Origin of the sequence: Sphingobacterium tabacisoli (assembly GCF_017908035.1) — a bacterium.
Lineage (GTDB): Bacteria > Bacteroidota > Bacteroidia > Sphingobacteriales > Sphingobacteriaceae > Sphingobacterium > Sphingobacterium tabacisoli.
In genome coordinates this window covers 60,049-81,195 of record NZ_JAEQMU010000007.1, presented here as the reverse complement: position 1 = coordinate 81,195, position 21,147 = coordinate 60,049, and the positions used below count along the sequence as shown (strand labels likewise).

Here is a 21,147-nt window from a genome sequence, read left to right as displayed (position 1 = left end):
AACAATAGCTTTTGGTGGAGCTGAATAGTTGGCTTTTTACCAAAAAAAATAATTAAATTGCATTATGGGTTGGGCCACAAAAAAGAGTAAACGTTGGGAGTTGGGACGATTGAAATGGACATTTTTGTCTATTTTAATGTTTGCGCCTCCTATTCATCCATTGGTGATGATGTCTCAGGCATCTAAGGGGAAAGTCAGATCATGGTATTTGTTTTCTTGGCTATTGCTTTTTGTTCAATTTGGTCTTTTTTATTCCTTCTATGTCTTTGCTGGAGCGATGTCGCAAGGGATGCTACTTACGGTTTGTGGGTATATCACCTCTTATATTGTAGGGAATGGGCTGTTGCTCAATCAATCAAAATCCTATTTGCAACGACTAGAGTTGGGCGAAGTCCGTCCGTTGACATGGATTAATACCCTGGCGGATCAGCGCCGTTTGGAATTGGCACAGGCACAGATAGAAACACCGCAATCATTCGTCACTAAATTGATGTATTTTCAAAAGGAGGTGGATAATCGAAATATACAACAGTATGTGGCTAAAATTGTTCGCCTTTTCCATTTGTTAGAGCAAAGAGATGTTCAAGAGGCTGAAAAATTCTTGGTTAGACACGGGACGGTTGTAAATGTACTGCGGGAGTACGATGATTTGGAAAATACGAGACTTAATAATCAAGTGACACTGGATTCTAAAAATAAACTAGAAGCAGTACTTGCCCAGGCCGCGGCGGCCATTGAAATTGATGTCACGAACTTAATAAAAGCACGTCTATTGGATGTGTCGGCAGAGTCGGATGTTTACTTGCAGACCTTAAAAAATAAGAACCTCTTAAAAGATTAATAGAAACTATGAGCACTATAGATTTGACTTCCTACGAAGATAACAATCAGGATAAAAGTAAAGATATGCAGGTCAGCTTTTCGGATGAAGAGAAAGCCTTAATTCAGCAGTATAGAGATAAGATAAATTTGAACTCAACAACGGATATTATTCAATTTGGTGTCGCTAGTCAGACCAAGGTGAGTAATTTTTCGAATGAGATATTAAAGCAGGTGCGTACAAAAGATATGGGTGGAGCGGAAGAGATTCTGTTAAATCTTCGTTCGGATATTAAATCTTTTGATGAGAATCTGAATAAAAAACCACTGATCCCATTTTTTGATTCTTTAAAGAAGAAAATCCAACGCATGCGTACAGAGTATGCTTCTGTCGAGAAGAATATTCATCAGATTGAATTGAAATTAGAAGGACACTATAAAACCCTATTGAAGGATGTTAATATCTTTGATAAGCTTTTTGTCGAAAACCAAAACTATTTCAAAGAGTTATCGCTCCACATCGCTGCAGGAGAGGAAAAGTTGGACGAAGTGCATCGTATTACGCTACCTGAATTGAAGAAAGAGGCAGAAGAGTCTGGAGATCAGCACAAGATACAGGCCTATAAAGATATGGAGCAACATGTCGTTCGTTTTGAGCGCAAGATTCATGATCTGAAATTGACGCGCATGGTTGTGCTGCAGACGGCACCGCAGATTCGGATGATACAAAGCAATAGTAGTTCACTGATGGAGAAAATACAGTCCAGTATTGTCAATACCTTGCCTTTGTGGAAAAATCAAATGGTGCTTACTCTAGGTATTGCTCATTCTCAACGTGCATTGGAGGCACAAAAAGCGGTAACGGATGCGACAAATGAACTATTGCGTAAAAATTCCGAAATGCTTAAAGAGTCTACAATCAGTGTAGCTCGTGAAACAGAGCGCGGGATAGTGGATATCGAGACTATAAAAAAGGCAAATACCGACATCATAAGTACAATCGAACAGGTGCTTCAGATACAGCGTGATGGAAGGGAAAAAAGAAAGGTGGTGGAGCAAGAATTGCTACAATCTGAAAACGAATTAAAAGCAAATCTATTGAAGTCTTCAGACGATTCAAAGTTGATAAACTAAAGAAAAGAGCCGCAACGATTGTTGTGGCTCTTTTATTTTTTCTACATTTCCCAACGCTTTTTGGGGACGCAGGTAATATCTTTAGTCTTGCGTAATATGATTGGTCTAGAGTCAAATTTATTTTCCAATACGACCGAATCCTTATCATGATATACTAATTTGAATCGAGGTAGGTATTGACCACTTTTGTAGCAACCTGATATCTTTTGTTTTCCATTTTCTTTGGTGTATATACCTTCAGCTATGATACTGTCGCCTCGTAGCACATATACTGCCTTAGCATATTCGGTCCATGAACCGTTATTGAAACAACTATCGGGCATGGTCTTCGTTTTTGCATGCACGTGCATTTTTGCATATAGAGAGTCGCAGGTGAATGTAAACTCATGCAGTGTAAAATTAAGCATTTGCTGCTGCTGGGGGATGCTGTCCTGCACCCACACTCCTTGAAGAAAAGAGACTCCCTCGGTTTGCATTTCAGAATGTCGCTGGCACCCTGAAAAGATAAAAAGCATACTTAGAAAAAGCCCTAAGTATGCAATTATGTTTAAATGTTTTTTGATAAATATCTGCACTCGGTTATTTTAAGCTACCTACCATTTCTTCAGGTTTTACCCATTCGTCAAATTGTTCTGCTGTAACATAGCCCAAAGCAATAGCAGTCTCTTTTAGTGTAGAGTTGTTTTTATGAGCGGTTTGGGCGATCTCTGCGGCTTTATAGTAACCTATTTTGGTGTTTAATGCAGTGACTAACATCAGTGAATTGTCAACCAGTTCTTTGATGCGCGCGTGATTCGGTTCGATACCGATTGCACAGTGTTCTTCAAAAGAAATACAAGCATCACCAATTAAGCGAGCAGATTGCAAGAAATTAGCTGCCATTACGGGTTTAAAAACGTTAAGCTCATAATGACCTTGTGTGCCACCAATTGTAATAGCCACATCATTACCCATGACCTGTGCTGCTACCATTGTCAATGCTTCACATTGTGTAGGGTTTACTTTTCCGGGCATGATAGACGATCCTGGTTCGTTTTCAGGGATTATTATTTCACCAATACCTGAACGTGGGCCAGATGCTAACATCCGAATATCATTTGCTATTTTATTTAAAGCGACAGCGAGCTGTTTTAATGCACCATGTGTTTCTACAATTGCATCGTGAGAAGCTAAAGCTTCGAATTTGTTCTCTGCTGTGATGAACGGGTGTCCTGTGAATTGAGCAATATATTTTGCGACAAGAACATCATATCCTTGTGGTGTATTCAGACCTGTTCCTACTGCTGTTCCTCCAAGAGCAACCTCTGATAAGTGTGCCAGTGTGTTTTTGACTGCTTTGATACCATAGCTCAGTTGCGCTACGTATCCAGATAATTCCTGACCTAGGGTCAAAGGCGTCGCGTCCATTAAGTGTGTACGTCCAATTTTAACGACATTCATAAACTCTTCGGACTTGCGTTTTAATGTGTCACGAAGCTTCTCGACACCAGGGATGGTTACTTCAACAACTGCTTTGTAAGCTGCAATATGCATTCCCGTAGGGAAAGTGTCATTTGATGATTGCGATTTATTGACGTCATCATTTGCTTTTAGTACAGGCTCGCCTTCTCCAATAGTTCCTCCAACTAAGACTTGTGCACGATTTGCAATAACTTCATTAACATTCATGTTGGACTGTGTCCCTGATCCAGTTTGCCAAATAACTAAAGGGAATTGGTCATCCAATTTACCGGCTAATATTTCATCACATACGGCTGCGATAGCATCGCGTTTTTCGATAGGAAGTACACCTAATTCATGATTTGCATAGGCAGCAGCCTTTTTTAAGTAAGCAAAGCCATTGACAATCTCAAGGGGCATAGAAGCAGCAGGTCCAATTTTAAAATTGTTGCGCGAACGTTCTGTTTGGGCTCCCCAGTATTTATCTGCTGGCACCTGAACTTCACCCATCGTATCTTTTTCTATTCTGAATGACATAATGTTAAAGTAAAAAGTTAAAATTCAAAAAAATGGGATTCCTTAATCTTTTCCTGTAGATAGAAATCTTAAAAACAAAGTTACTTAATAATAAAGAGAATAGGCAACTTGTAGCGCGGAAAATCATATACACGTCACCTAAATACCCAATCTCTTTTGAAGGTATTCCTGGATATGATGATATAGTTGTTTGGGTTTCAATGTTCGCCAAGGAATATCATTTAAGATTCCGCCAAAATTGATGAAGTAATCGATATTACTGCTTTGGAACTCCTGTATAACATGTTCGCGGAAATGCAATCCAGCGATCCAGCCATCTTCGATATCTTGAAACCATTCTTCGTAATAAGAATCGTCTGAGGAATGGAAATTAAGTACATTCTCACCGATCAGTATGTGTTTTGTGATACCTTCTTGTATCAATACATCGATGATCTCTCGCTTAAGAAGCATAATGTCGTTGTAGATAGCATCATTCCACTCTCCAATAAGCTCTATGATCGTATAACCCAGGTCATAGTCGACATAAAGAATTTTTAGATAGAGAGTTTGAGACCCAAAATCATCCCACTGCGGGTGGAGGAGGAAGTTATAGACCTGCTTGTCGAATTCAAACTCATTGTAGATTGTGCCATAAAACGGAGATTTTTCATCGTCAGATGAAATGTAGTCATGTCTCCACAGATAATAGGGTTCAATCTCATGCATATGTGTCAATTTTTTTCAAACCTAAATAATTTCAATTTTATCTGCAATGTAATTATACAGCTACACTTCTATTTTATAACATGATTTTTGACATAAAAATTAGCAATTGTTTGCTGATTTTAAATAGTTTGGCAGTTATTTTGGTATCTTTGACCATTGTGTTTACTCGGGCAAATTATCAATAATGTAACACATAAATCCTGGTTTAGGTGCATACGAATTAAATAAATGCAAAAAGGTACTGGACGGAATATTTTTGTAGCTGCGACTTACGCAGCAACTCTATTTTTGGGATTGATTCTTGGACAAAATTACGTAGACCAACAAAGTAATAATCCAGGAAACTCTCTGGTACCTATTGGACTTTCGGACAATTCTTATAAAATACAGCAAGTGCTGGATTTGCTATCTAATACCTATGTGGATAGTCTAAATGTGGATTCTTTGCAAAACGGTGCTATCAATCATATTGTAGCGCATCTCGATCCCTACTCTTCTTATTTGTTGCCTAATGAATCTAAAGCACAATCAGAGGCATTGGAAGGAACATTCGAAGGGATTGGTTTAGAATTTTTCAATCTCAATGATACGTTGTTGGTTGTTGGGGTGATAGGAGGAGGACCTGCTGAAAAAGCTGGTTTAAAAGTGGGAGACCGAATTTTGAGAATTGATTCAACCGATGTCTCGGGTAGAAAAATTGCTCAGAAGACAGTGGATAAAATGGTGCGTGGTAAGAAGGGGTCGGCCGTTGCTATTTACGTTGCTAGAGATAATGATATTAAAAAAGAACCTTTTAAGGTCATTAGAGACCAGATCAATGTTAGTTCTATTGATGTATCTTATATGATTAAGCCGACTATTGGCTACGTGCGTATAAGACGGTTTGGACTAAAGACGGCAGAGGACTTTAAGGCGACTATCAAAGAGCTTAAAAAACAGGGTGCCCAAAGTCTTATTTTAGACCTTCGAGATAATGGGGGCGGGTACTTCCATATTGCAATTCGTCTAGCCAGTGAGTTTTTTAAAGACCGCAAAATGCTGGTCTACACGGAGGGAGCACACGAGAACAAGAGGGAATATTATTCTGAAGGGGAGGGCGAATATACCGACGGTAAATTGATCGTTTTGATTAACGATGGTACTGCCTCTGCCTCAGAGATCGTAGCTGGAGCTGTGCAAGATTGGGATAGAGCGACCGTTGTTGGACAGCGGTCTTATGGTAAAGGGATCGTGCAGGAACAGTTCGACTTTTTAGACGGTTCTAGGGTGAATTTGAGCATTTCTAGATATTATACACCTCTAGGTCGTAGTATACAAAAGAAATATACGGCAAACTGGTCCAATATGATCGATTATGCTAGTATGTATAGAGGTTTGTGGGTGTTGGATACGACCTTTGCGAATGCGCAGATGTACAAGACACTTGCAGGGCGGGAGTTGTTCAGTGGTGGGGGGATTGATCCTGATGTTAAGATTTCCGTTGATTCAAATACGCTGAGCTTACTTTATCAGGAGATTGTAAAGTCTAGTTATTTGGAGCAGTTTGTTTATGAGCGCTTTACAAAGAAGTTGCCAGCTTACTCGATAGAAAACTTCATTCAAGGATATCATTTACCGCAAGCGGAGTATGATAAATTCATCCTCTATTTGAAAGATAGAGATATTGTTGTTAATGAAAGGAGAAGTAAAGACTTATTGAAGTTAATACAGTCTGATATCGAGGCAATAGTCGGACGTTATTATTTTGGAAGGGAAGCCTATTTTAAAGTCAAAAATAGAAGAGATGAGTATGTAAGGCGAGCGATAGAACTCTTGATGCCTCCTGTTAAGAATACTGTAGGGACTTAATGGATTAGATCTGCCCAAATAGGGTAGTGATCTGACAGACGCTCTTTGATAATGCCATAATTGTCAACAGTGATGGCTTTATCGCACAATATATAATCGATTTGGAATAAGGGAAGCATCCCAAAATGAGTAACGCCCCAGCCAAATCCCTTTTCTTCAAAAGCATTATACATGTTTTTTCCTACGGTATTGACACTGTAAGACATTGGTGTGTCATTAAAGTCTCCCATGACGATATAGGGGTAGGGGCATGATTCGATGTGTTTTCGTAGCGACTTGGCTTGCTCGCTACGATGGGTGAAAGCTCTTTTGAGCTTACGGCCTACCTGCTTTGTTTTTTGTTCATCTTTGACCTGAGCGGCAGCAGATAATTGTATGAACTCTTTGTCCTCCTCTTGCAGCGCGAAAGAGCGTAAATGGACGTTGTATATACGCAAGGTGTCTGCCTCTCGTTTGATATCGGCAAAAATAATCCGGTTGATACCATAGCCATTTTTGAATATTGTACCATGGTCGATAATCGGAAATTTGGAGAATATGGCCTGTCCATAACCTTCGTAGTCATTTTTTGAAACAGGCTCAAAATAGTAATCTTCGAAATTGCCCTCTTCCTTTAGTATTTTTGTGAATTGTCGTGATCCGCGAATACGGCTGTAAAATTCCTGAAAGCAGATGATGTCCGGATTGACAGTATTTACTAACTCAGCGGTCTCTTCTCTGAAATTGTCCTTTGGACTATTATACTTTTCAAAGAGATGTACATTAAAGCTCATAACGCGAAGGGTGGTATCAGCTTTTACAACAATTTTATCATTACTGTTTTTAAAGTTGATGTGTTTGCCTAACAAGCTCCAACCGGCCAGTATGGCTAACAGACTCAGTAAGGCATATCTTTTCTTTCTTAGAAACCAGTAGATAATAAAACCGATGTTAATAATGATAATAGGGAGAAAGGCGAGTCCAAAGAAGGCTATGGGCCAAAACTGTTGGGGATCTATAAAAGAAGCCGAATAACTCAATAGAAGAGCGACTACTGCAAGTATATTTGCAATAAAAACAGTCTTGCTAAAATAGCCAAGTCTTTTGCGGAAAAATGATGGGTTTGTCATTACTGATCCTGCTTGCTGGCCTTAAAAAGGACCTCTTTCTCCTGCGAATTTAGACTTTCGTAACCACTTACCGAAATTTTGTCCAGTATTTGGTCGATAAGGTCTTGGTTGGGCAGATCTGTAGGATGTTTTCGGTTTGAGCTATTATCACGGCCTGCGTTTTTGCCCTGTACGATTTTTAGATGTTTAGGACGCCTGCTTTTTTTGAAGAATTTGCTCCAGTCATTCCCTTTTTGAAGTTGCCCTATAAACATTGCGCCAAAGCCAGCGGTGAAGACATAAACTATAGCAGCTACAGGAGTGTCTATAATCAAAAAAACAAATTGGATGGCTAAGTATAGGAAGGCAATCGTTCTTAGTTTTATGTCACCCAATAGGAACATTCTAACTTGTAAGTTGGGCACCAATAGGGCGACACTGCTAATGAGTGCAGCTAGTCCAAATGTTGTTGTGTTCCAGTATTTTGGAGAGTGCGAGAAATATGGAAATGAACTAACTCCAATGTAAAGTAGACCTCCTAGCGTCAAGGCTCCGAAAAAGACAGTCAGGAGTTGTCTGTTGTTGAGAAAATTTAGAAAAATATTACCTATCCAGTATAGCCAGAGGCAGTCAAATAGGATGTTGAAGATACTTTTATAAAGAAAGGGGTGCGTTATTAATGACCAAGGTTGTTGTATGAATACTTGTATTGAAGACGGAAGGCTCAAATGTTCATAAGTCCACTTGAAAAGGTCAATAGAAATGACGTCATCAAATGACAGGAGCTCAAAAATGTGTAACAGTATAAACATGAAAGCTTGTCCTGTAATGATGTACGGGATAGCTGATGTGTTTTTATACGTATCCCTAACAAACGATTTTAAGACATTTTCCTTCATGCCACTCATTTTAGATTAAGTATTCCTTATTCTTCAGTTGATCTTAATGATATCCTTTTTTTATTTTCCATGATTTTATCAAGAGGTAACCAAATAATGCCCCGCCAACATGTGCAAGATGTGCAATAGATGATCCTGAATTGTTAAAGCCAAGGTAAACTTCGATTAAAATATATGCTCCGACAAAATATTTAGCTTTTATAGGGACCGGAATAAACATAAAGTATAACGGCATATTGGGGAATAGGTATGCGAAAGCAAGTAATAAGCCAAATATCGCTCCAGATGCACCAACCATTGGTGTCCCATAAATAGAGACTAGTGTACTGAACTTGTCTTGTGAAAGCTGTAAGGATGATGAAACACGATCTTGCGCAAAGTCGAAGTTTAGAAAAGTACTGGCTCTGATCGTTCCGGTTATTTGTTTTACTTCTATTGCTTGTACTCCATACTGAAGTACCAAGGCGCCTAAGGCACAGATAAGGTAGTAATTTAAAAAGCGCTTGGAACCAAACATGCGTTCGATGATTGGACCGAACATGACTAAAGCAAACATGTTAAAGAAAATATGGCTGAAACCGCCATGCATAAACATATACGTGATAGGTTGCCATATATGGAAAAAAGGAGAATCCGGATAGTAAACCCCAAACCATCTACTTGCTGGTTCAAAAATGACCGTTCCTATAAAGCATATGATGTTTATTATTAATAGGTTTTTTACTACCGGTGTAAGATTGTCAAGTAAGTTATTCATCTATGCTTTTCTAGTTTTTATTAAATTTTTCCATCAATTCCTGCAACGTGATGGTAATGATCGTCGGCTTTCCGTGTATCGAAATATTAGGACTCTCACAAGCAAATAAGGCGTCGATTAAATCTGATATTGATTCATTATCTAATGCTGTTCCAGGCTTGATCGCCGCGTTTTTGGCCAAGCTCCTTGCTAAGTTCTCTCTTTTGCTGAGCGTGAGTTCTGATGCATTATTTTTGTAATCTTCTAACAGTTGATCTACTAGTTTTACTTCGTTGACATTCGTTCCCAAATCTGCAGGGATTCCATCTACAATATAAGTAGTTTTTCCGAAAGGACGAAGTTGAAATCCTAAGGTCTGGAGTTCGGGAAGGAGCTCATTCATTAAAGCAAAGTCCGATGCCGATAACTCAAGGGTACTCGGGAACAAGCTTTGCTGACTTGATCCTTTGTTGTTCTCTAAGTGTTCTTTGTACTGTTCAAACAAAATACGCTCATGTGCTGCCTGTTGGTCGATGAGCATGAAGCCAGAATGGATCTGGGAGATGATATACTTGTTGTGAATCTGGAAAAAATGCTTCTTATTTTCGTTTTTGTGCTGGAAAATATCTTCTGTTTCCGATTCGTCAGGATGAAGAGGTAATTGTGTATGCTCTTCCTGTTCTGTAATCTGATACAGGGTATCCCAGTTTTGAGGAATACCTATTTTCTTTTCAAGGCCCTTTGAGTAGGTCTCGGCTCGAGACGTTTTTGAGGATGTTGAAACATCACTAGTCTCTTCAAAAGGATTAAAGTTTGGATTGAAAGAAATCGTAGGTGCCTGTATTTCGTCTAACGGTTTGGTCGAAATCAGGTTACTAAAACTCGTTTCCTGGTTAAAGTCTAGCGAAGGAGTAATGTTGTATCGACCCAAAGATCTTTTTACAGCAGAACGTAAAATGGCATAAATAGCCTTTTCATCTTCGTACTTTATCTCTGTTTTGGTGGGATGTACGTTGATGTCAATCTTTGCAGGATCAATTTCTATAAAGAGGACATACAATGGGAAACTATCCGCAGGTAATACCTCCTCATAAGCATTCATGATTGCATGATTCAGATAAGGATCTTTTATGAATCTTTTATTGACAAAGAAGAATTGCTCACCTCTAGTTTTTTTTGCGTATTCAGGTTTTCCAATGAATCCCTGGATGTTGATAATACTGGTTTCTTCTTCTACAGGGACCAATTTCTGATTGTAATTATTTCCAAATAGATGGACGATACGTTGTTTTAACGTGCCCGGAGATAAATGGAACAATTCGTTATTGTCACTGTGTAAACTGAAGAAAATATCAGGATGAGCGAGAGAGATACGCTGAAACTCATCAATAATATGCCGCATTTCTACAGAATTGCTCTTTAAGAAGTTGCGACGGGCGGGGATATTATAAAAAAGATTTTTTATGGAAATACTAGTCCCTGATGGTAAGGCTTCGGGACGTTGGTCCGCGACTTTCGAACCCTCAATCTCGATGATGGTCCCAAGCTCATCTTCTACACGTTTGGTTTTTAGTTCTACCTGTGCAATTGCGGCAATAGACGCCATCGCTTCTCCACGAAATCCCATGGTGCGAATAGCAAACAAATCTGCTGCTTTTCTAATCTTACTGGTGGCATGCCGCTCAAAACATAAGCGTGCATCAGTAACACTCATTCCACAGCCATTGTCTATAACCTGAATCAAAGTTTTTCCCGCATCTCTAACAATTAGCCTAATACGGTCTGCTCCAGCGTCGATCGCATTTTCTATAAGTTCCTTCACAGCGGATGACGGTCTTTGAACCACTTCACCTGCGGCGATCTGATTGGCAACGGAATCTGGGAGTAATTGTATAATATCAGACATACGATGCGAAGTTACGAAAAAACCTTTACGTGTGATGCTAACTTATGGCTTTTAGCTTAGGGAAAGGTGTTTGCTTATGGCTGCTAACATTCGCTAGCAGCCATAAGCGATCTGTTATTACAACGTAATCTGTCTTTTTACGCTCTCTTCTAAGGAGATGATCGTTTCTGTGCGCTGTATGCCTGTTAGGCCTTGGATGTCCTCATTGAGAACTTTGCGTAGATGTGCCGTGTCTTTACATATTATTTTAGCAAACATACTGTATTGACCGGTACAATAGTGCAGTTCTACAACTTCTTTTACCTGTTTAAGTTGCTCCACAGCATCAGCATATTGCGAACCCTTCTCCAGGTAGATACCCAAGAATGCTGTGATATCAAAACCGACTTTCTGAGGATTGATGATCAGGTTAGAGCCGTGGATAATACCGAGCTCTTCCATTTTTTTCATGCGGACATGTATAGTTCCTCCAGATACAATTAATTTCTTTGCTATTTCTGTGTATGGAATGGATGCATCTTCCATTAAAATGGATAAAATCTGAACGTCAAGATTATCTAAATCGTAATTTGAATAGTTTTTTTCCATAAAGAGTAAAATTTATGCTGTTGTTTTATCGTGTTTGTAAAATTATAATAACCGTTTTTCTAACACTTAAATCTTAAAGATAGTGTAATAGGAAAACTGATTTTTGTACTTTAATATTTTTCAAAATTAATAACAAAAAATCATATTGTATTTTTATTTTTTGAAAAAAATGAATTGTATTTTGTGATATTTTAATAATCCATCTGTTTTTATAGACTGTAGCTTTTATTTATCTTTATAAAAATTAAAGAATTAAGTAGCGGTTTATGGAGATTGACGATGTAAAGATTTTACGAAAAAAACCTATATTTTCTGTTGGGATAGGCTTATTGAAGTATCTGAAGATGTATCAGCGAGAGGCCAAGCTACCTATATCCTATTACGACCTGTTGCACTTTCAAGAGACTGCGCCTGTGATGGACAAGTATGGTAACGATACCTTCTGGGAGACTCCATTGTACCCACCACATCTTCAAGACCAATTGTATGAGGGATTGAAGGTTGTATATGCTGTCCTCAAAGCATCCGGCAATACGCGGATAGTACAGCATAAGGTTATAGATCGTATTGAATATTGTGCTTTTGGTAATACCAGGCCGTTTCGGGTGCGCATCATAAATCGATTAAATGATGTCTATGACTATTTTTACATCAAACAGGCTGATGCATCTCGAATATATGGACTCGAGTTGGAAGAGATTTTATCCCCGAATCAAGTTAACTATGTGTATGATAGGGATACGCTAGTGGAAGAGCATATCGTAGGGATACCTGGAGATATGTTTAGTAAAGATAGGATTGAACACCCTGATTATAATCAGACCAGGATCGCTAAAGAGTTTGTCAAATTTAACGAACGTTGCATCATTTCATTGCTTGGAGATATGCGGGCTTACAACTTTGTGATGCAGATCACCCCGGATTTTGATGATTTTCAATTTAGAATCCGAGCTATAGATTTCGATCAGCAGTTTTATGAAGGGAACCCTAAAGTATATATGCCGCAGTTTTTTAAAGAGAATTTTCCTTATGTCAAATTGTGTATGGAGCATTTGAATGATAAGACTGTACTGCAGTATCAACAGGAGGAACGTTCATCGATTGTACATCGTGTCCGTAGTGAGCGACATCGTATTAAGGATTTGAGAGATGCATCGCAGACACAACAGCTTTCTACGGATGAAAATATAATTCAGCTGCGCGAAGGATATGCAAGGTATTATGGCAATGATAATTACTTTAGATGTAAGAGTATGACTGACATCGTGGAGTTAAATGTGAAAAATGTGATCAGGCAGGTGCAGCTCTAGCGGATCCTGTCCTGATTGTCTTTTAGAAAGGCAGACCAATTGGAGTAACTTTTGGCTCCAGTGGTGGTGTTCTGCTGAAAAGAGTGACACACTGCTACAGCAAGGCCATCTGTCGCGTCTAGAAATTCTGGCGTTTCTTTGAAGCCCAATAAGCTTTGAAGCATCGCAGCTACTTGTTCTTTGCTGGCGCTTCCATTGCCTGTTACAGATTGTTTTATTTTTCGTGGGGCATATTCAAAAATAGGAATATCCTTGGATAAAGCGGCGGCCATAGCGACACCTTGGGCGCGTCCAAGTTTTAACATAACTTGGATGTTCTTGCCATAAAAAGGGGCTTCCAGAGCTACACAGTCAGGATTGTATTCTTCGATTAAGGCCAATGTCTTTTTGAAGATTCGTTGAAGTTTGAGGCCATGGTCATCTAGATGCCCCATTTTAACAACACCAAGCGTTTCTAAGGTCATTTTGTTGCCGACTTCCTTTATTATTCCATATCCTAATACGATAGTTCCGGGGTCGATACCTAAAATAATTCGCTCTTTGGCCTTTTCCTTTTGCATATCACAAAAATACACAATTGATAAGGTTCTTTTGTATTAGTATTGGCATGTTTACATAAAATATGCTTAAAATTGTGCTTTCAAATTTTTAAAATTGACGAAAACACAGAGAAAATATCTTAATTACGGAATCAAGTTCGGTATTGTCGGTTTGGCGGTGTGGTTTATCATAACCAAGATCAATAACCAGCAAAATCTTGTTGCATTTACTTCGCTGATGAAGAGTATTCCCTCATCGACAATGTATATAACACTGAGCGTTGTCGTCGTTTTGATGCTTTGCAATTGGTTCTTAGAGGTTGTGAAATGGAAGTATTTGAGCCGGAACCTCGAGTCTCTCAGTTATTGGAAAGCGATACAGTCGGTGTTTTGTGGCCTGACCTGGGCTATATTTACGCCCAATAGAATCGGTGAATATGGTGGGAGGGTACTGTTTCTACAGCCACAGAATCGTGCTAGAGGTGCCGTATTGATGGGAGTTGGACTATTTGCACAATTAGTGTTAACAAGTTTTTTTGGAGCACTGAGTATCGCTTGGTTTGTAACCGTATTTATAGAGGCACCTACCCCTGTGATTTTCGCCATATGGATGATAGCGGTTATTTACGCTTTTGCTTTTTTACTTTTATATTTCAATGTACATTGGATAGATCATCTTGTTGGGAAGCTGAGATGGTTGAATAAGGTTAGTCCTTTTTTCGCTGTTCTTAGGGATGTACGTTCTCAAGAGCTTCTCCATGTGCTTCTTCTTTCATTGGCTCGGTTTGTTATTTTTACTTCGCAGTATGTGATACTGATGCTGGTGATTCTGCCGGAAATACCGTTGATATCTATGATATTAATGATTTTTATTCTTTTCTTTGTGCAGGCTGCGGTACCGTCATTGGATATATTCGATTTTAGTGTGCGTAGTTTTGTGGCGAGCAATCTATACAGTTATGTGACTACGCAAGAGATAGCAGTTATGGCTATTGTCTCTTGTATTTGGTTTGTTAACTTGATTTTGCCCGCTATTATTGGTTCTTTTTTTGTACTGAATGTTAATTACCTAAGTGATAGTAATTCTTAATTCTGCCTTAATTTTTTGTGCTATAATCTATGTGCTTCTAGTCTTTTACATGCGAAAAGGCTGGGCAAAGATACCTTGTTTCAAATCTAGTAAAGTGACCTCCGAGCGAGTATCAGTATTGATCGCCGCGCGGAATGAAGAAGATAATATCGCACGTACAATAGATTGTATATTGAATCAGGACTTTCCGAAGGAAAATCTGGAGCTTATTATTGTCGACGATCATTCTACGGATTCTACTGCTGCTATTGTCCGGTCTTACGCAGATAGGGGAGTGAGGCTGTTGCAGCTTTCTATTGGAGATAAACTCAATTCGTATAAAAAGTATGCTATTACTAAAGCGATAGAGATGTCTACAGGTGATATTATTATTACTACAGACGCGGATTGCCGGATGGGAAAAGATTGGTTAAGAACTGTGGTTCAATATTTCGAGACCAATGACAGTTATTTGGTGTCTTCACCTGTGCTCTATTCGGAGGAAAAGACACATTTTGAGGAATTACAAACTTTGGAATTTATGTACCTTATAGGGCTAGGTGCCGCGGGTATTGGTAATCATTCTCCCACAACATGTAATGGCGCGAATTTAGCCTATCGAAAGTCTGTCTTTTTTGAAATGGACGGTTTTAATGGTATCGATAATCTAGCTTCCGGCGATGATGAATTATTTCTGCATAAGGTAGCGGAAAAATATGCTGATAAAATAGGCTTTTGCAAATCTAAAGAGGCAATAGTCTATACGGATGCGAAACCTGATTTGAAATCCTTTATTAGTCAACGCAAACGTTGGGCTTCAAAGAGTACAAAATATAAGAACAAAAAAGTGGTTGCTTTGGGAGTGAGTATTTGGTTATTCAATCTGGCACTTTTGGTTTCTCTATTTGCGTTTTTATTTCGCATGCCCGAGTTCAATTGGATTTTGTTGACCGCCTTTGCTTTGAAGATAGTTGTAGAGTTTTTATTTATGGAACCAATAACTGCTTTTATGGGCAGGAAGGAATTGCTGAAATACGTGCCTATCCTGTCTATTGTTCATAGTTTCTATATCGTATACATCGGTATTGCTGGGAATACAGGGAAATATGACTGGAAAGGCCGTCAAGTAAATTAGCGCTCTACTTTCTCTCTTATCATATCTTCAGCCTTTTTGACGATTTCTTCTGCGGTTAGTCCTTCTGTTGGTATAGCTGGTAGCACTTCCCATGTCATTTTGGTAAAGGGTCTCAGAGGAAACATTCCGTATTTTACCATTTGATAAGATCCGTTGATAGCTATTGGGACGACTAATGCGTTAGGGTTCTTCTTTAAAAGTGTGGCGATACCACCTACAGAAAAACTTTTCATTTTTCCTGTTTTTGTTCGTGTTCCCTCAGGGAATATCACTGCGGACCAGTTTTTCTGTTTCATATTGTTGGCTAGCTTTAATATTTCAGAGATAGATTGCTTGGAATCTTTTCTGTCGATATTGGCTGCACCGCCGTGCAATAGATTGAAAGAAATACTTGGAATTTTAGCCTCAGCCAGTTCAATTTTGGAGATGAATTTGGCGTGATATTTCCGAAGGTAGAATATCATTGCAGGAATATCAAACATGCTTTGATGATTTGCTACAAATATAATCGGTACGTTAGTCGCTAATGCTTTATGGCCTGTGAAATTCACCGTATTGAATAGCGTATAATTGCAGGCTGTCAAAAAGAAGTTTAAGATATCTACGCTTCGTTTATGTGCCGCATATCCTCCTAACTTGAGGCATAGCCATTGGATAGGGTGAAAAATCAAAAGCGATACTGCGAAGCAGCTATAAAAAATCGGAGTAAGGATATACCCAATAAATTTTCTCATATTAAAAAATCAAGGAGCAAACTTAGATAAATTAGTGCTTATATGCAATATACGGCGCTAATCCCGATTAGTGTATGCTGTAATAAGCTTATTTTTTGGTTTTTACACCTTTTTGTGAATAATGTTAATGTTGTTTTTAATAAAATTAATATATTTGTTTATATTGTTTATTTTTATTTAGTTTTTATCGATATATGAAGTTGCCTATATACTGCCCCAGCTGTGAAGAAAAGCTACAGGTTGCCAAATTAACATGTTCTACGTGTGGTACAGAAGTTTCTGGGAATTACAAGCTGCCGGTTCTAATGTTGCTCGACCTCGATGATCAGGAGTTTATGATGGAGTTTTTATTGAGCTCCGGAAGTATTAAAGAAATGGCTGGTAAAATGGGGAAAAGCTATCCAACAGTTCGCAATAGATTAGATGACCTAATTTTAAAAATTAAGGAGTTACAAAATGGCAAATAGGAGTTTTTGGAGAGAAAAGCAAAGCTTTATGTCCGTTTGGTTGTTTAGTTTGTTAATTATTATCCTTTTGATAGCGTGTAGAGATGTTTATCAAGACTACAAAAATACAGGCGAATGGATGCTGAATGTAGGAGTGTGGATAATCGTTCCGGTATTACTGTATTTTATATTCAGCCGCCTTTGTACTACGATCGATAACAAAGGGGTCGAGATTAGTTTTATTCCATTCGCTTGGCGTAAACGATGGAATTGGGATAGTATAGGGAATATTGAAGTTCGAAAATACGATTTGATCGAGTTTGGTGGCTGGGGCTATCGCGTAGGTAGAAGTGGTGTGGCATATACTTGTAAGGGCAGGTATGGTATTCAGATGGAGTTAAAGAATGGAAAGAAAGTCTTGATTGGTACCCAAAAGCAGGATGAAGTAGACGAATTTATTAAAGAAATTATAAATAGTAATGTTAAAAAATAGCTGGAACCCATTTATACACAATTCTGAACTGAAACTGTTGGTCATAGGTTTAGTCGGTTTTGTTTTTGCAGCTCTATTGAGCAGTTATAACGATGTAATGTTGTTAGGAGCATTAAAGATCGTGAATACAAAGCCGATGCTTTGGTATGTATCGCTCTGTAATCTTGGGATTACCCTATTAGCGAACATACTTGTTTTGTATTTATTTGCTATTTTAAGATTTGCAAAGACTAGATTTATAGATGTGGTTAATTCGGTGTTGATAGCCCATCTAGCGATGTATCTTTTGCTCCTTATTACAGTTATTCCTTTCGTGTCAGATTTTTTAAAGTCTATGGAGTTTTTAGTGTTAGACCATATAGACAATCCAACAGGCATATCGGTCGACAAAATAGGATTAATGTTGGTTTTTGCTTTTTTTTCGCTGGCGTGCTTGATTGGTTTCTTTTCACTTTTATTAAAAGGAATGAAAATTGCCATGAATAGCAAAGTAGGAGGGGATACGATAGCTATCGTATTATTGACCCTAGTATTGAACACCGTGCTACAGTTTATAAATATATATCTATAGGTAATGAGAGGAGTTGTTTTTTTGTTTTTCGCATTGATCCAATCGTGTATTGGTTTTTCACAATCTTATGAAGGCCTATGGCAAGGGGATTTGAGGTATGGTAGCGCTAGTTTACCCTTTGTTCTAAAGCTGGAACAAGTTGATGGGCAGTGGAACGTTACAGCAGATAGTCCCAAACAAGGAGTAAAAGGAATACCTGGAAAAGTAAGTTTTAAAGGAGATTCTCTTTTTGTTCAGTTGCAGGGAGGGATACGTATATCGGGGGATTTGTCTGGTATTGACACGATAAAATCTACGTTTGTACAAAACGGGGTCGAACTACCGCTCGTTTTATTAAGGCAGACTGGAATGCGGGAAGAACCATTCCGGCTAAATAGGCCACAAACGCCGCAGCCTCCCTATGGATACGATACGGTAGATGTTAAGTTTACTAATGATTATGATAATGTAGTCCTAGCTGGTACGATGACTTACCCCAGAAAGGCAGGATGTTACCCAGCGGTTGTATTATTAACAGGATCTGGAGCGCAAAATAGGGACGAAGAACTATTTGGGCATCAGGTTTTCAAAGTATTGGCAGATTACTTGACAAAGCAGGGAATTGTTGTATTACGGTATGACGACCGAGGTACTGCTGAGAGTGGAGGGAGATTTGAAGCAAGCACAATAGAGAATTTTAGTAAAGATGCTATCGCGGCTATTGCATTTTTGAAGAAGCAAAAGCAGGTAGATGCAAAAAAAATAGGGATAATCGGTCATAGTGAAGGGGGATTAATTGCCGAATTGTTAGCGGGGCAGAAATTGCCTCATTTATCCTATATTGTTTCATTGGCGGGGCCAGCCATCGCTATCGATAAACTGATGGTGGAACAGTTATATGCCATAGGCAAAGCGGCGGGGATGAATGAGTTTAATCTAGAGATCGCAAAACAGATTAATATCAAGAACTTTGCTGTAATAAAAAGTAATGCAACCACGACAGAAGCTTATAGAGCCCTATTGAATAATGTAGGCGTTTCTGCTGAGGATAAGGGGAATACAGAATTGAGGGGCGAACTAATGACCATGTTGACACCCGCTTATCGTTATTTCATTCGTATAGAGCCAGAAGCGTATCTGTCTAAGATTACGATTCCGGTTTTTGCAGCGTTTGGCTCGTTGGATGTTCAAGTGCCTGCTACCCCAAATCTGAAGAGTTTGGCGGATCTTTTGCCAAAAAACAAAAATAGTGTTCTAAAGGAATATGAGGGAGTGAACCACTTGTTCCAGCGGGCCAAGACAGGGCAGGTGGCAGAGTATTCCCAAATAGAAGAAACGATGAGTCCTCAAGTGTTAAAGGATATCGGCGATTGGATAAAAGGACTGTAAAAAATAAAAGAGCATCATGCTCTTTTATTTTTATGGTGTAGTGTTGGCTACCGGAAGTATTTTTCCATTGTAATATTTCGCCCCATTTTGCGCAAAATCTGCAATATAACGCCCCATTTCAAAAGCTAAGGTTCCAGCCTGCATACCTGGAAATGCCGTTTCAAACATCTCTGTCTGAGCGGATCCCAATGCTAAGCAGTTGACATGTATTTTTTTGTCTTTAAACTCTTCCGCAAGACATTCGGTCAATACAGCGAGTGCTGCTTTGCTGCTTGAGTAGGCGCTCAATCCAGGGAATTTAGATGCTCCCTGCACGCCACCCATGCTACTTATGTTGACAATGTGGCCTCCCTCAGTCATTAGAGGTACAATGTGTTTAATCATGTTGACATGTCCTAGTAGATTGCTTTGTAGCATCTGTGCAAAATCATCAGTCGATGTCTCTAGGAATGGCTTGTTTATTAGCGCTCCAGCATTGTTGATGAGTATATCTACTTTGTCAAACTTTGAACTGATAAATGGTATTAAAGATTCTGCATAATTGTCGTATACAATGTCAAATTGGGCAGGATAGAGTGTTCCTCCATCATGGTTCAAAGAAGAAGCAATCTCATGCAGCTTGCGTAGTTTGTCTGCGGACCGAGCTAAAGCAATTACATTGTTGTCTTTGTTTGCTGTGAGGTCTAGTACAGCTTCAAATCCGATACCGCTGCTTGCCCCTGTAATAATAATATTTGCCATTATATATTGTTTTCTTCTAGTGTCTCTTTATCGATTTCTTTTTCTACTTCGGCTGCCGACGGTAATCGGTCTGCACCTAGACGCTGAGGTCTAAAGATATAGTAAATACCCGAACAAGCAACTAGAAGTGATATGATATAAAAAAACAAGCTGACCAAAACAGCTGTGTGTTCATCAATCTGAAAATAATTAGCTCCATATATCATAACCAGTTCACGTAATCCTACGCCACCTCCGATTGAGGGGACAATGGCTACTAAAGAAGAAACTAAAAAGATGAGGAGATAGGGCGAAAATTTTCCGTCAAAATTGAGTGAATACAAAATCAATATTGCGGTAATCACCTGAAACCCTTGCACTGCTAGTGCTTTAATATGGGTACTGATGAATTTTCTAGAAAACCCACGAAACAGAAGGTGTAAGAAAAAGTAATAGGTGGCTGTTCCGATAACAGCAACTGAGATCGGGAGAATATTGGGAATGGCTAGTCTCGGCATGAAAATAACCAAAGCGCATATAATAATAGCAAGTGCCCAGAGTCCACTAAGACGGTCAAAGAAAACGGAGCTCAGGACTTTTCGTCCCGATATATCATGGTTTTTCTTTAAAAAGTATATTTTATATCCATCACCTCCAATACCTCCAGGTAGGAAGAAATTATAAAGCAATCCTAACTGGTAGAGCCTTAGGTTGTAGCGTTCGCTAAGCCTTAAATTAATGGCTTTGAAAAAAGAATTTAATCTCGAAGAGGCAATCAGTATGGATAGGGTGTAACTGCATAAGGCTAGGAATAAGAAGCCCCAATTACAGTCAATAAGTGCATTTTTTAAATCGTCAAAGTCGATTTTTTGTGCTACCCAGTATAACGCACCAACTGTTACGATTACTTTGAATATATTCTTTACAACATTTAGTGTTGTCTTATTGCTCATGCGATTTTTACTTTTTGTAGCTTACAAAAGTACATATCCTATTCATTATATCAGGGGGTAAATTCTTGAATATAACAAAATAAGATATATAACGAAGAATAGGCAG

The 21,147-nt window shown here is 38.8% G+C and carries 22 protein-coding genes; 10 read left to right on the top strand and 12 right to left on the bottom strand.

Translation table 11 applies throughout. From position 1 onward, the window contains the following. The first annotated feature begins 64 nt into the window (after positions 1 to 64). Together JKG64_RS20875 and JKG64_RS20870 are read left to right on the top strand one after the other, a co-directional pair. Positions 65 to 841 carry a hypothetical protein gene (locus JKG64_RS20875; protein WP_210356210.1) on the top strand — a complete coding sequence of 259 codons (777 nt, stop codon included), beginning with the start codon at positions 65 to 67 and terminating at the stop codon, positions 839 to 841. Positions 842 to 849: 8 nt separating this feature from the next. Beyond that, positions 850 to 1,953 carry a toxic anion resistance protein gene (locus tag JKG64_RS20870; RefSeq protein ID WP_210356209.1) on the top strand — a complete coding sequence of 368 codons (1,104 nt, stop codon included), beginning with the start codon at positions 850 to 852 and terminating at the stop codon, positions 1,951 to 1,953. A gap of 41 nt (positions 1,954 to 1,994) precedes the next feature. Here the strand turns inward: JKG64_RS20870 and JKG64_RS20865 are convergent, their stop codons facing one another. The 3 genes from JKG64_RS20865 to JKG64_RS20855 all read right to left on the bottom strand — a co-directional run bounded on the left by JKG64_RS20865 (position 1,995) and on the right by JKG64_RS20855 (position 4,638). Beyond that, complete coding sequence (locus JKG64_RS20865) at positions 1,995 to 2,429, bottom strand: fumarate hydratase (RefSeq protein WP_246512736.1); 435 nt, start codon at positions 2,427 to 2,429, stop codon at positions 1,995 to 1,997. Between the two features lie 103 nt (positions 2,430 to 2,532). Continuing rightward, complete coding sequence (gene fumC, locus JKG64_RS20860) at positions 2,533 to 3,930, bottom strand: class II fumarate hydratase (RefSeq protein ID WP_210356207.1); 1,398 nt, start codon at positions 3,928 to 3,930, stop codon at positions 2,533 to 2,535. Positions 3,931 to 4,068: 138 nt separating this feature from the next. Next, entirely contained in the window at positions 4,069 to 4,638 is a 570-nt protein-coding gene (locus JKG64_RS20855) for a hypothetical protein (RefSeq protein ID WP_210356206.1), read from the bottom strand. Between the two features lie 228 nt (positions 4,639 to 4,866). Between JKG64_RS20855 and JKG64_RS20850 the strand changes: the two genes are divergently transcribed. Then, a complete protein-coding gene (locus JKG64_RS20850) occupies positions 4,867 to 6,486 on the top strand; it encodes a S41 family peptidase (RefSeq protein WP_210356205.1) in 1,620 nt (539 codons plus the stop codon). On the opposite strand, the gene JKG64_RS20845 is transcribed toward JKG64_RS20850, so the two are convergent. The 5 genes from JKG64_RS20845 to JKG64_RS20825 form a co-directional block, all read right to left on the bottom strand. Beyond that, the gene (locus JKG64_RS20845; protein ID WP_210356204.1) at positions 6,483 to 7,595 is read right to left on the bottom strand and encodes an endonuclease/exonuclease/phosphatase family protein; all 1,113 of its coding nucleotides are present in this window, start codon (positions 7,593 to 7,595) and stop codon (positions 6,483 to 6,485) included. The genes JKG64_RS20850 and JKG64_RS20845 overlap by 4 nt on opposite strands. Further along, complete coding sequence (locus JKG64_RS20840; RefSeq protein ID WP_210356203.1) at positions 7,595 to 8,473, bottom strand: rhomboid family intramembrane serine protease; 879 nt, start codon at positions 8,471 to 8,473, stop codon at positions 7,595 to 7,597. The genes JKG64_RS20845 and JKG64_RS20840 overlap by 1 nt, the downstream gene beginning before the upstream one ends. A gap of 43 nt (positions 8,474 to 8,516) precedes the next feature. Further along, positions 8,517 to 9,230: a rhomboid family intramembrane serine protease gene (locus JKG64_RS20835; protein ID WP_210356202.1), complete on the bottom strand. Its 714-nt coding sequence runs from the start codon at positions 9,228 to 9,230 to the stop codon at positions 8,517 to 8,519. A gap of 10 nt (positions 9,231 to 9,240) precedes the next feature. Beyond that, complete coding sequence (mutL, locus tag JKG64_RS20830) at positions 9,241 to 11,115, bottom strand: DNA mismatch repair endonuclease MutL (protein ID WP_210356201.1); 1,875 nt, start codon at positions 11,113 to 11,115, stop codon at positions 9,241 to 9,243. 117 nt (positions 11,116 to 11,232) lie between these two features. Further along, positions 11,233 to 11,703 (bottom strand): Lrp/AsnC ligand binding domain-containing protein, encoded by a 471-nt coding sequence (locus tag JKG64_RS20825; protein ID WP_133585980.1) that lies wholly within the window; start codon positions 11,701 to 11,703, stop codon positions 11,233 to 11,235. A gap of 266 nt (positions 11,704 to 11,969) precedes the next feature. Here JKG64_RS20825 and JKG64_RS20820 point away from each other — a divergent pair, with 266 nt between their 5' ends. Continuing rightward, a complete protein-coding gene (locus JKG64_RS20820) occupies positions 11,970 to 13,013 on the top strand; it encodes a hypothetical protein (RefSeq protein WP_210356200.1) in 1,044 nt (347 codons plus the stop codon). On the opposite strand, the gene ruvC is transcribed toward JKG64_RS20820, so the two are convergent. Further along, entirely contained in the window at positions 13,010 to 13,573 is a 564-nt protein-coding gene (ruvC, locus tag JKG64_RS20815; RefSeq protein WP_210356199.1) for a crossover junction endodeoxyribonuclease RuvC, read from the bottom strand. The two genes, JKG64_RS20820 and ruvC, sit on opposite strands and share 4 nt — an antisense overlap. A 94-nt stretch (positions 13,574 to 13,667) precedes the next feature. On the opposite strand from ruvC, the gene JKG64_RS20810 reads away from it, so the two are divergent. Further along, positions 13,668 to 14,642, top strand: a complete 975-nt coding sequence (locus JKG64_RS20810) for a lysylphosphatidylglycerol synthase transmembrane domain-containing protein (RefSeq protein WP_210356198.1) — start codon at positions 13,668 to 13,670, stop codon at positions 14,640 to 14,642. A gap of 49 nt (positions 14,643 to 14,691) precedes the next feature. After that, the gene (locus JKG64_RS20805) at positions 14,692 to 15,756 is read left to right on the top strand and encodes a glycosyltransferase family 2 protein (RefSeq protein WP_210356197.1); all 1,065 of its coding nucleotides are present in this window, start codon (positions 14,692 to 14,694) and stop codon (positions 15,754 to 15,756) included. Here JKG64_RS20805 and JKG64_RS20800 read toward each other — a convergent pair. Further along, positions 15,753 to 16,490, bottom strand: a complete 738-nt coding sequence (locus JKG64_RS20800; protein WP_210356196.1) for a lysophospholipid acyltransferase family protein — start codon at positions 16,488 to 16,490, stop codon at positions 15,753 to 15,755. The two genes, JKG64_RS20805 and JKG64_RS20800, sit on opposite strands and share 4 nt — an antisense overlap. 194 nt (positions 16,491 to 16,684) lie before the next feature. Between JKG64_RS20800 and JKG64_RS20795 the strand changes: the two genes are divergently transcribed. From JKG64_RS20795 to JKG64_RS20780, 4 genes are read left to right on the top strand one after another with little or no spacing between them, the layout of a single operon-like run. Continuing rightward, on the top strand, positions 16,685 to 16,957 hold the full coding sequence (locus JKG64_RS20795) for a DUF2089 family protein (protein WP_133585974.1): 273 nt from the start codon (positions 16,685 to 16,687) through the stop codon (positions 16,955 to 16,957). Next, positions 16,947 to 17,429 carry a hypothetical protein gene (locus JKG64_RS20790; RefSeq protein ID WP_210356195.1) on the top strand — a complete coding sequence of 161 codons (483 nt, stop codon included), beginning with the start codon at positions 16,947 to 16,949 and terminating at the stop codon, positions 17,427 to 17,429. The genes JKG64_RS20795 and JKG64_RS20790 overlap by 11 nt, the downstream gene beginning before the upstream one ends. Beyond that, complete coding sequence (locus tag JKG64_RS20785) at positions 17,416 to 18,000, top strand: hypothetical protein (protein ID WP_210356194.1); 585 nt, start codon at positions 17,416 to 17,418, stop codon at positions 17,998 to 18,000. Before JKG64_RS20790 ends, JKG64_RS20785 begins: the two co-directional genes overlap by 14 nt. A gap of 3 nt (positions 18,001 to 18,003) precedes the next feature. Continuing rightward, on the top strand, positions 18,004 to 19,368 hold the full coding sequence (locus JKG64_RS20780) for an alpha/beta hydrolase family protein (protein ID WP_210356193.1): 1,365 nt from the start codon (positions 18,004 to 18,006) through the stop codon (positions 19,366 to 19,368). A 30-nt stretch (positions 19,369 to 19,398) separates the two neighbouring features. On the opposite strand, the gene JKG64_RS20775 is transcribed toward JKG64_RS20780, so the two are convergent. Together JKG64_RS20775 and JKG64_RS20770 are read right to left on the bottom strand one after the other, a co-directional pair. Beyond that, complete coding sequence (locus tag JKG64_RS20775) at positions 19,399 to 20,109, bottom strand: SDR family NAD(P)-dependent oxidoreductase (protein WP_210356192.1); 711 nt, start codon at positions 20,107 to 20,109, stop codon at positions 19,399 to 19,401. Further along, positions 20,109 to 21,041 (bottom strand): lysylphosphatidylglycerol synthase transmembrane domain-containing protein, encoded by a 933-nt coding sequence (locus JKG64_RS20770; RefSeq protein WP_210356191.1) that lies wholly within the window; start codon positions 21,039 to 21,041, stop codon positions 20,109 to 20,111. The genes JKG64_RS20775 and JKG64_RS20770 overlap by 1 nt, the downstream gene beginning before the upstream one ends. Between the last annotated feature and the right edge of the window lie 106 nt (positions 21,042 to 21,147).

Coding starts and splice junctions, on each gene's coding strand:
- JKG64_RS20785 (WP_210356194.1), top strand. CDS start 17,416: ATGTTAAAAAATAGCTGGAACCCATTTATACACAATTCTGAACTGAAA.
- JKG64_RS20780 (WP_210356193.1), top strand. CDS start 18,004: ATGAGAGGAGTTGTTTTTTTGTTTTTCGCATTGATCCAATCGTGTATT.
- ruvC (WP_210356199.1), bottom strand. CDS start 13,573: ATGCAAAAGGAAAAGGCCAAAGAGCGAATTATTTTAGGTATCGACCCC.
- fumC (WP_210356207.1), bottom strand. CDS start 3,930: ATGTCATTCAGAATAGAAAAAGATACGATGGGTGAAGTTCAGGTGCCA.
- JKG64_RS20835 (WP_210356202.1), bottom strand. CDS start 9,230: ATGAATAACTTACTTGACAATCTTACACCGGTAGTAAAAAACCTATTA.
- JKG64_RS20850 (WP_210356205.1), top strand. CDS start 4,867: ATGCAAAAAGGTACTGGACGGAATATTTTTGTAGCTGCGACTTACGCA.
- JKG64_RS20795 (WP_133585974.1), top strand. CDS start 16,685: ATGAAGTTGCCTATATACTGCCCCAGCTGTGAAGAAAAGCTACAGGTT.
- JKG64_RS20870 (WP_210356209.1), top strand. CDS start 850: ATGAGCACTATAGATTTGACTTCCTACGAAGATAACAATCAGGATAAA.
- JKG64_RS20790 (WP_210356195.1), top strand. CDS start 16,947: ATGGCAAATAGGAGTTTTTGGAGAGAAAAGCAAAGCTTTATGTCCGTT.
- mutL (WP_210356201.1), bottom strand. CDS start 11,115: ATGTCTGATATTATACAATTACTCCCAGATTCCGTTGCCAATCAGATC.
- JKG64_RS20770 (WP_210356191.1), bottom strand. CDS start 21,041: ATGAGCAATAAGACAACACTAAATGTTGTAAAGAATATATTCAAAGTA.
- JKG64_RS20820 (WP_210356200.1), top strand. CDS start 11,970: ATGGAGATTGACGATGTAAAGATTTTACGAAAAAAACCTATATTTTCT.
- JKG64_RS20875 (WP_210356210.1), top strand. CDS start 65: ATGGGTTGGGCCACAAAAAAGAGTAAACGTTGGGAGTTGGGACGATTG.
- JKG64_RS20775 (WP_210356192.1), bottom strand. CDS start 20,109: ATGGCAAATATTATTATTACAGGGGCAAGCAGCGGTATCGGATTTGAA.
- JKG64_RS20805 (WP_210356197.1), top strand. CDS start 14,692: ATGCGAAAAGGCTGGGCAAAGATACCTTGTTTCAAATCTAGTAAAGTG.
- JKG64_RS20865 (WP_246512736.1), bottom strand. CDS start 2,429: ATGCAAACCGAGGGAGTCTCTTTTCTTCAAGGAGTGTGGGTGCAGGAC.
- JKG64_RS20840 (WP_210356203.1), bottom strand. CDS start 8,473: ATGAAGGAAAATGTCTTAAAATCGTTTGTTAGGGATACGTATAAAAAC.
- JKG64_RS20825 (WP_133585980.1), bottom strand. CDS start 11,703: ATGGAAAAAAACTATTCAAATTACGATTTAGATAATCTTGACGTTCAG.
- JKG64_RS20845 (WP_210356204.1), bottom strand. CDS start 7,595: ATGACAAACCCATCATTTTTCCGCAAAAGACTTGGCTATTTTAGCAAG.
- JKG64_RS20855 (WP_210356206.1), bottom strand. CDS start 4,638: ATGCATGAGATTGAACCCTATTATCTGTGGAGACATGACTACATTTCA.
- JKG64_RS20800 (WP_210356196.1), bottom strand. CDS start 16,490: ATGAGAAAATTTATTGGGTATATCCTTACTCCGATTTTTTATAGCTGC.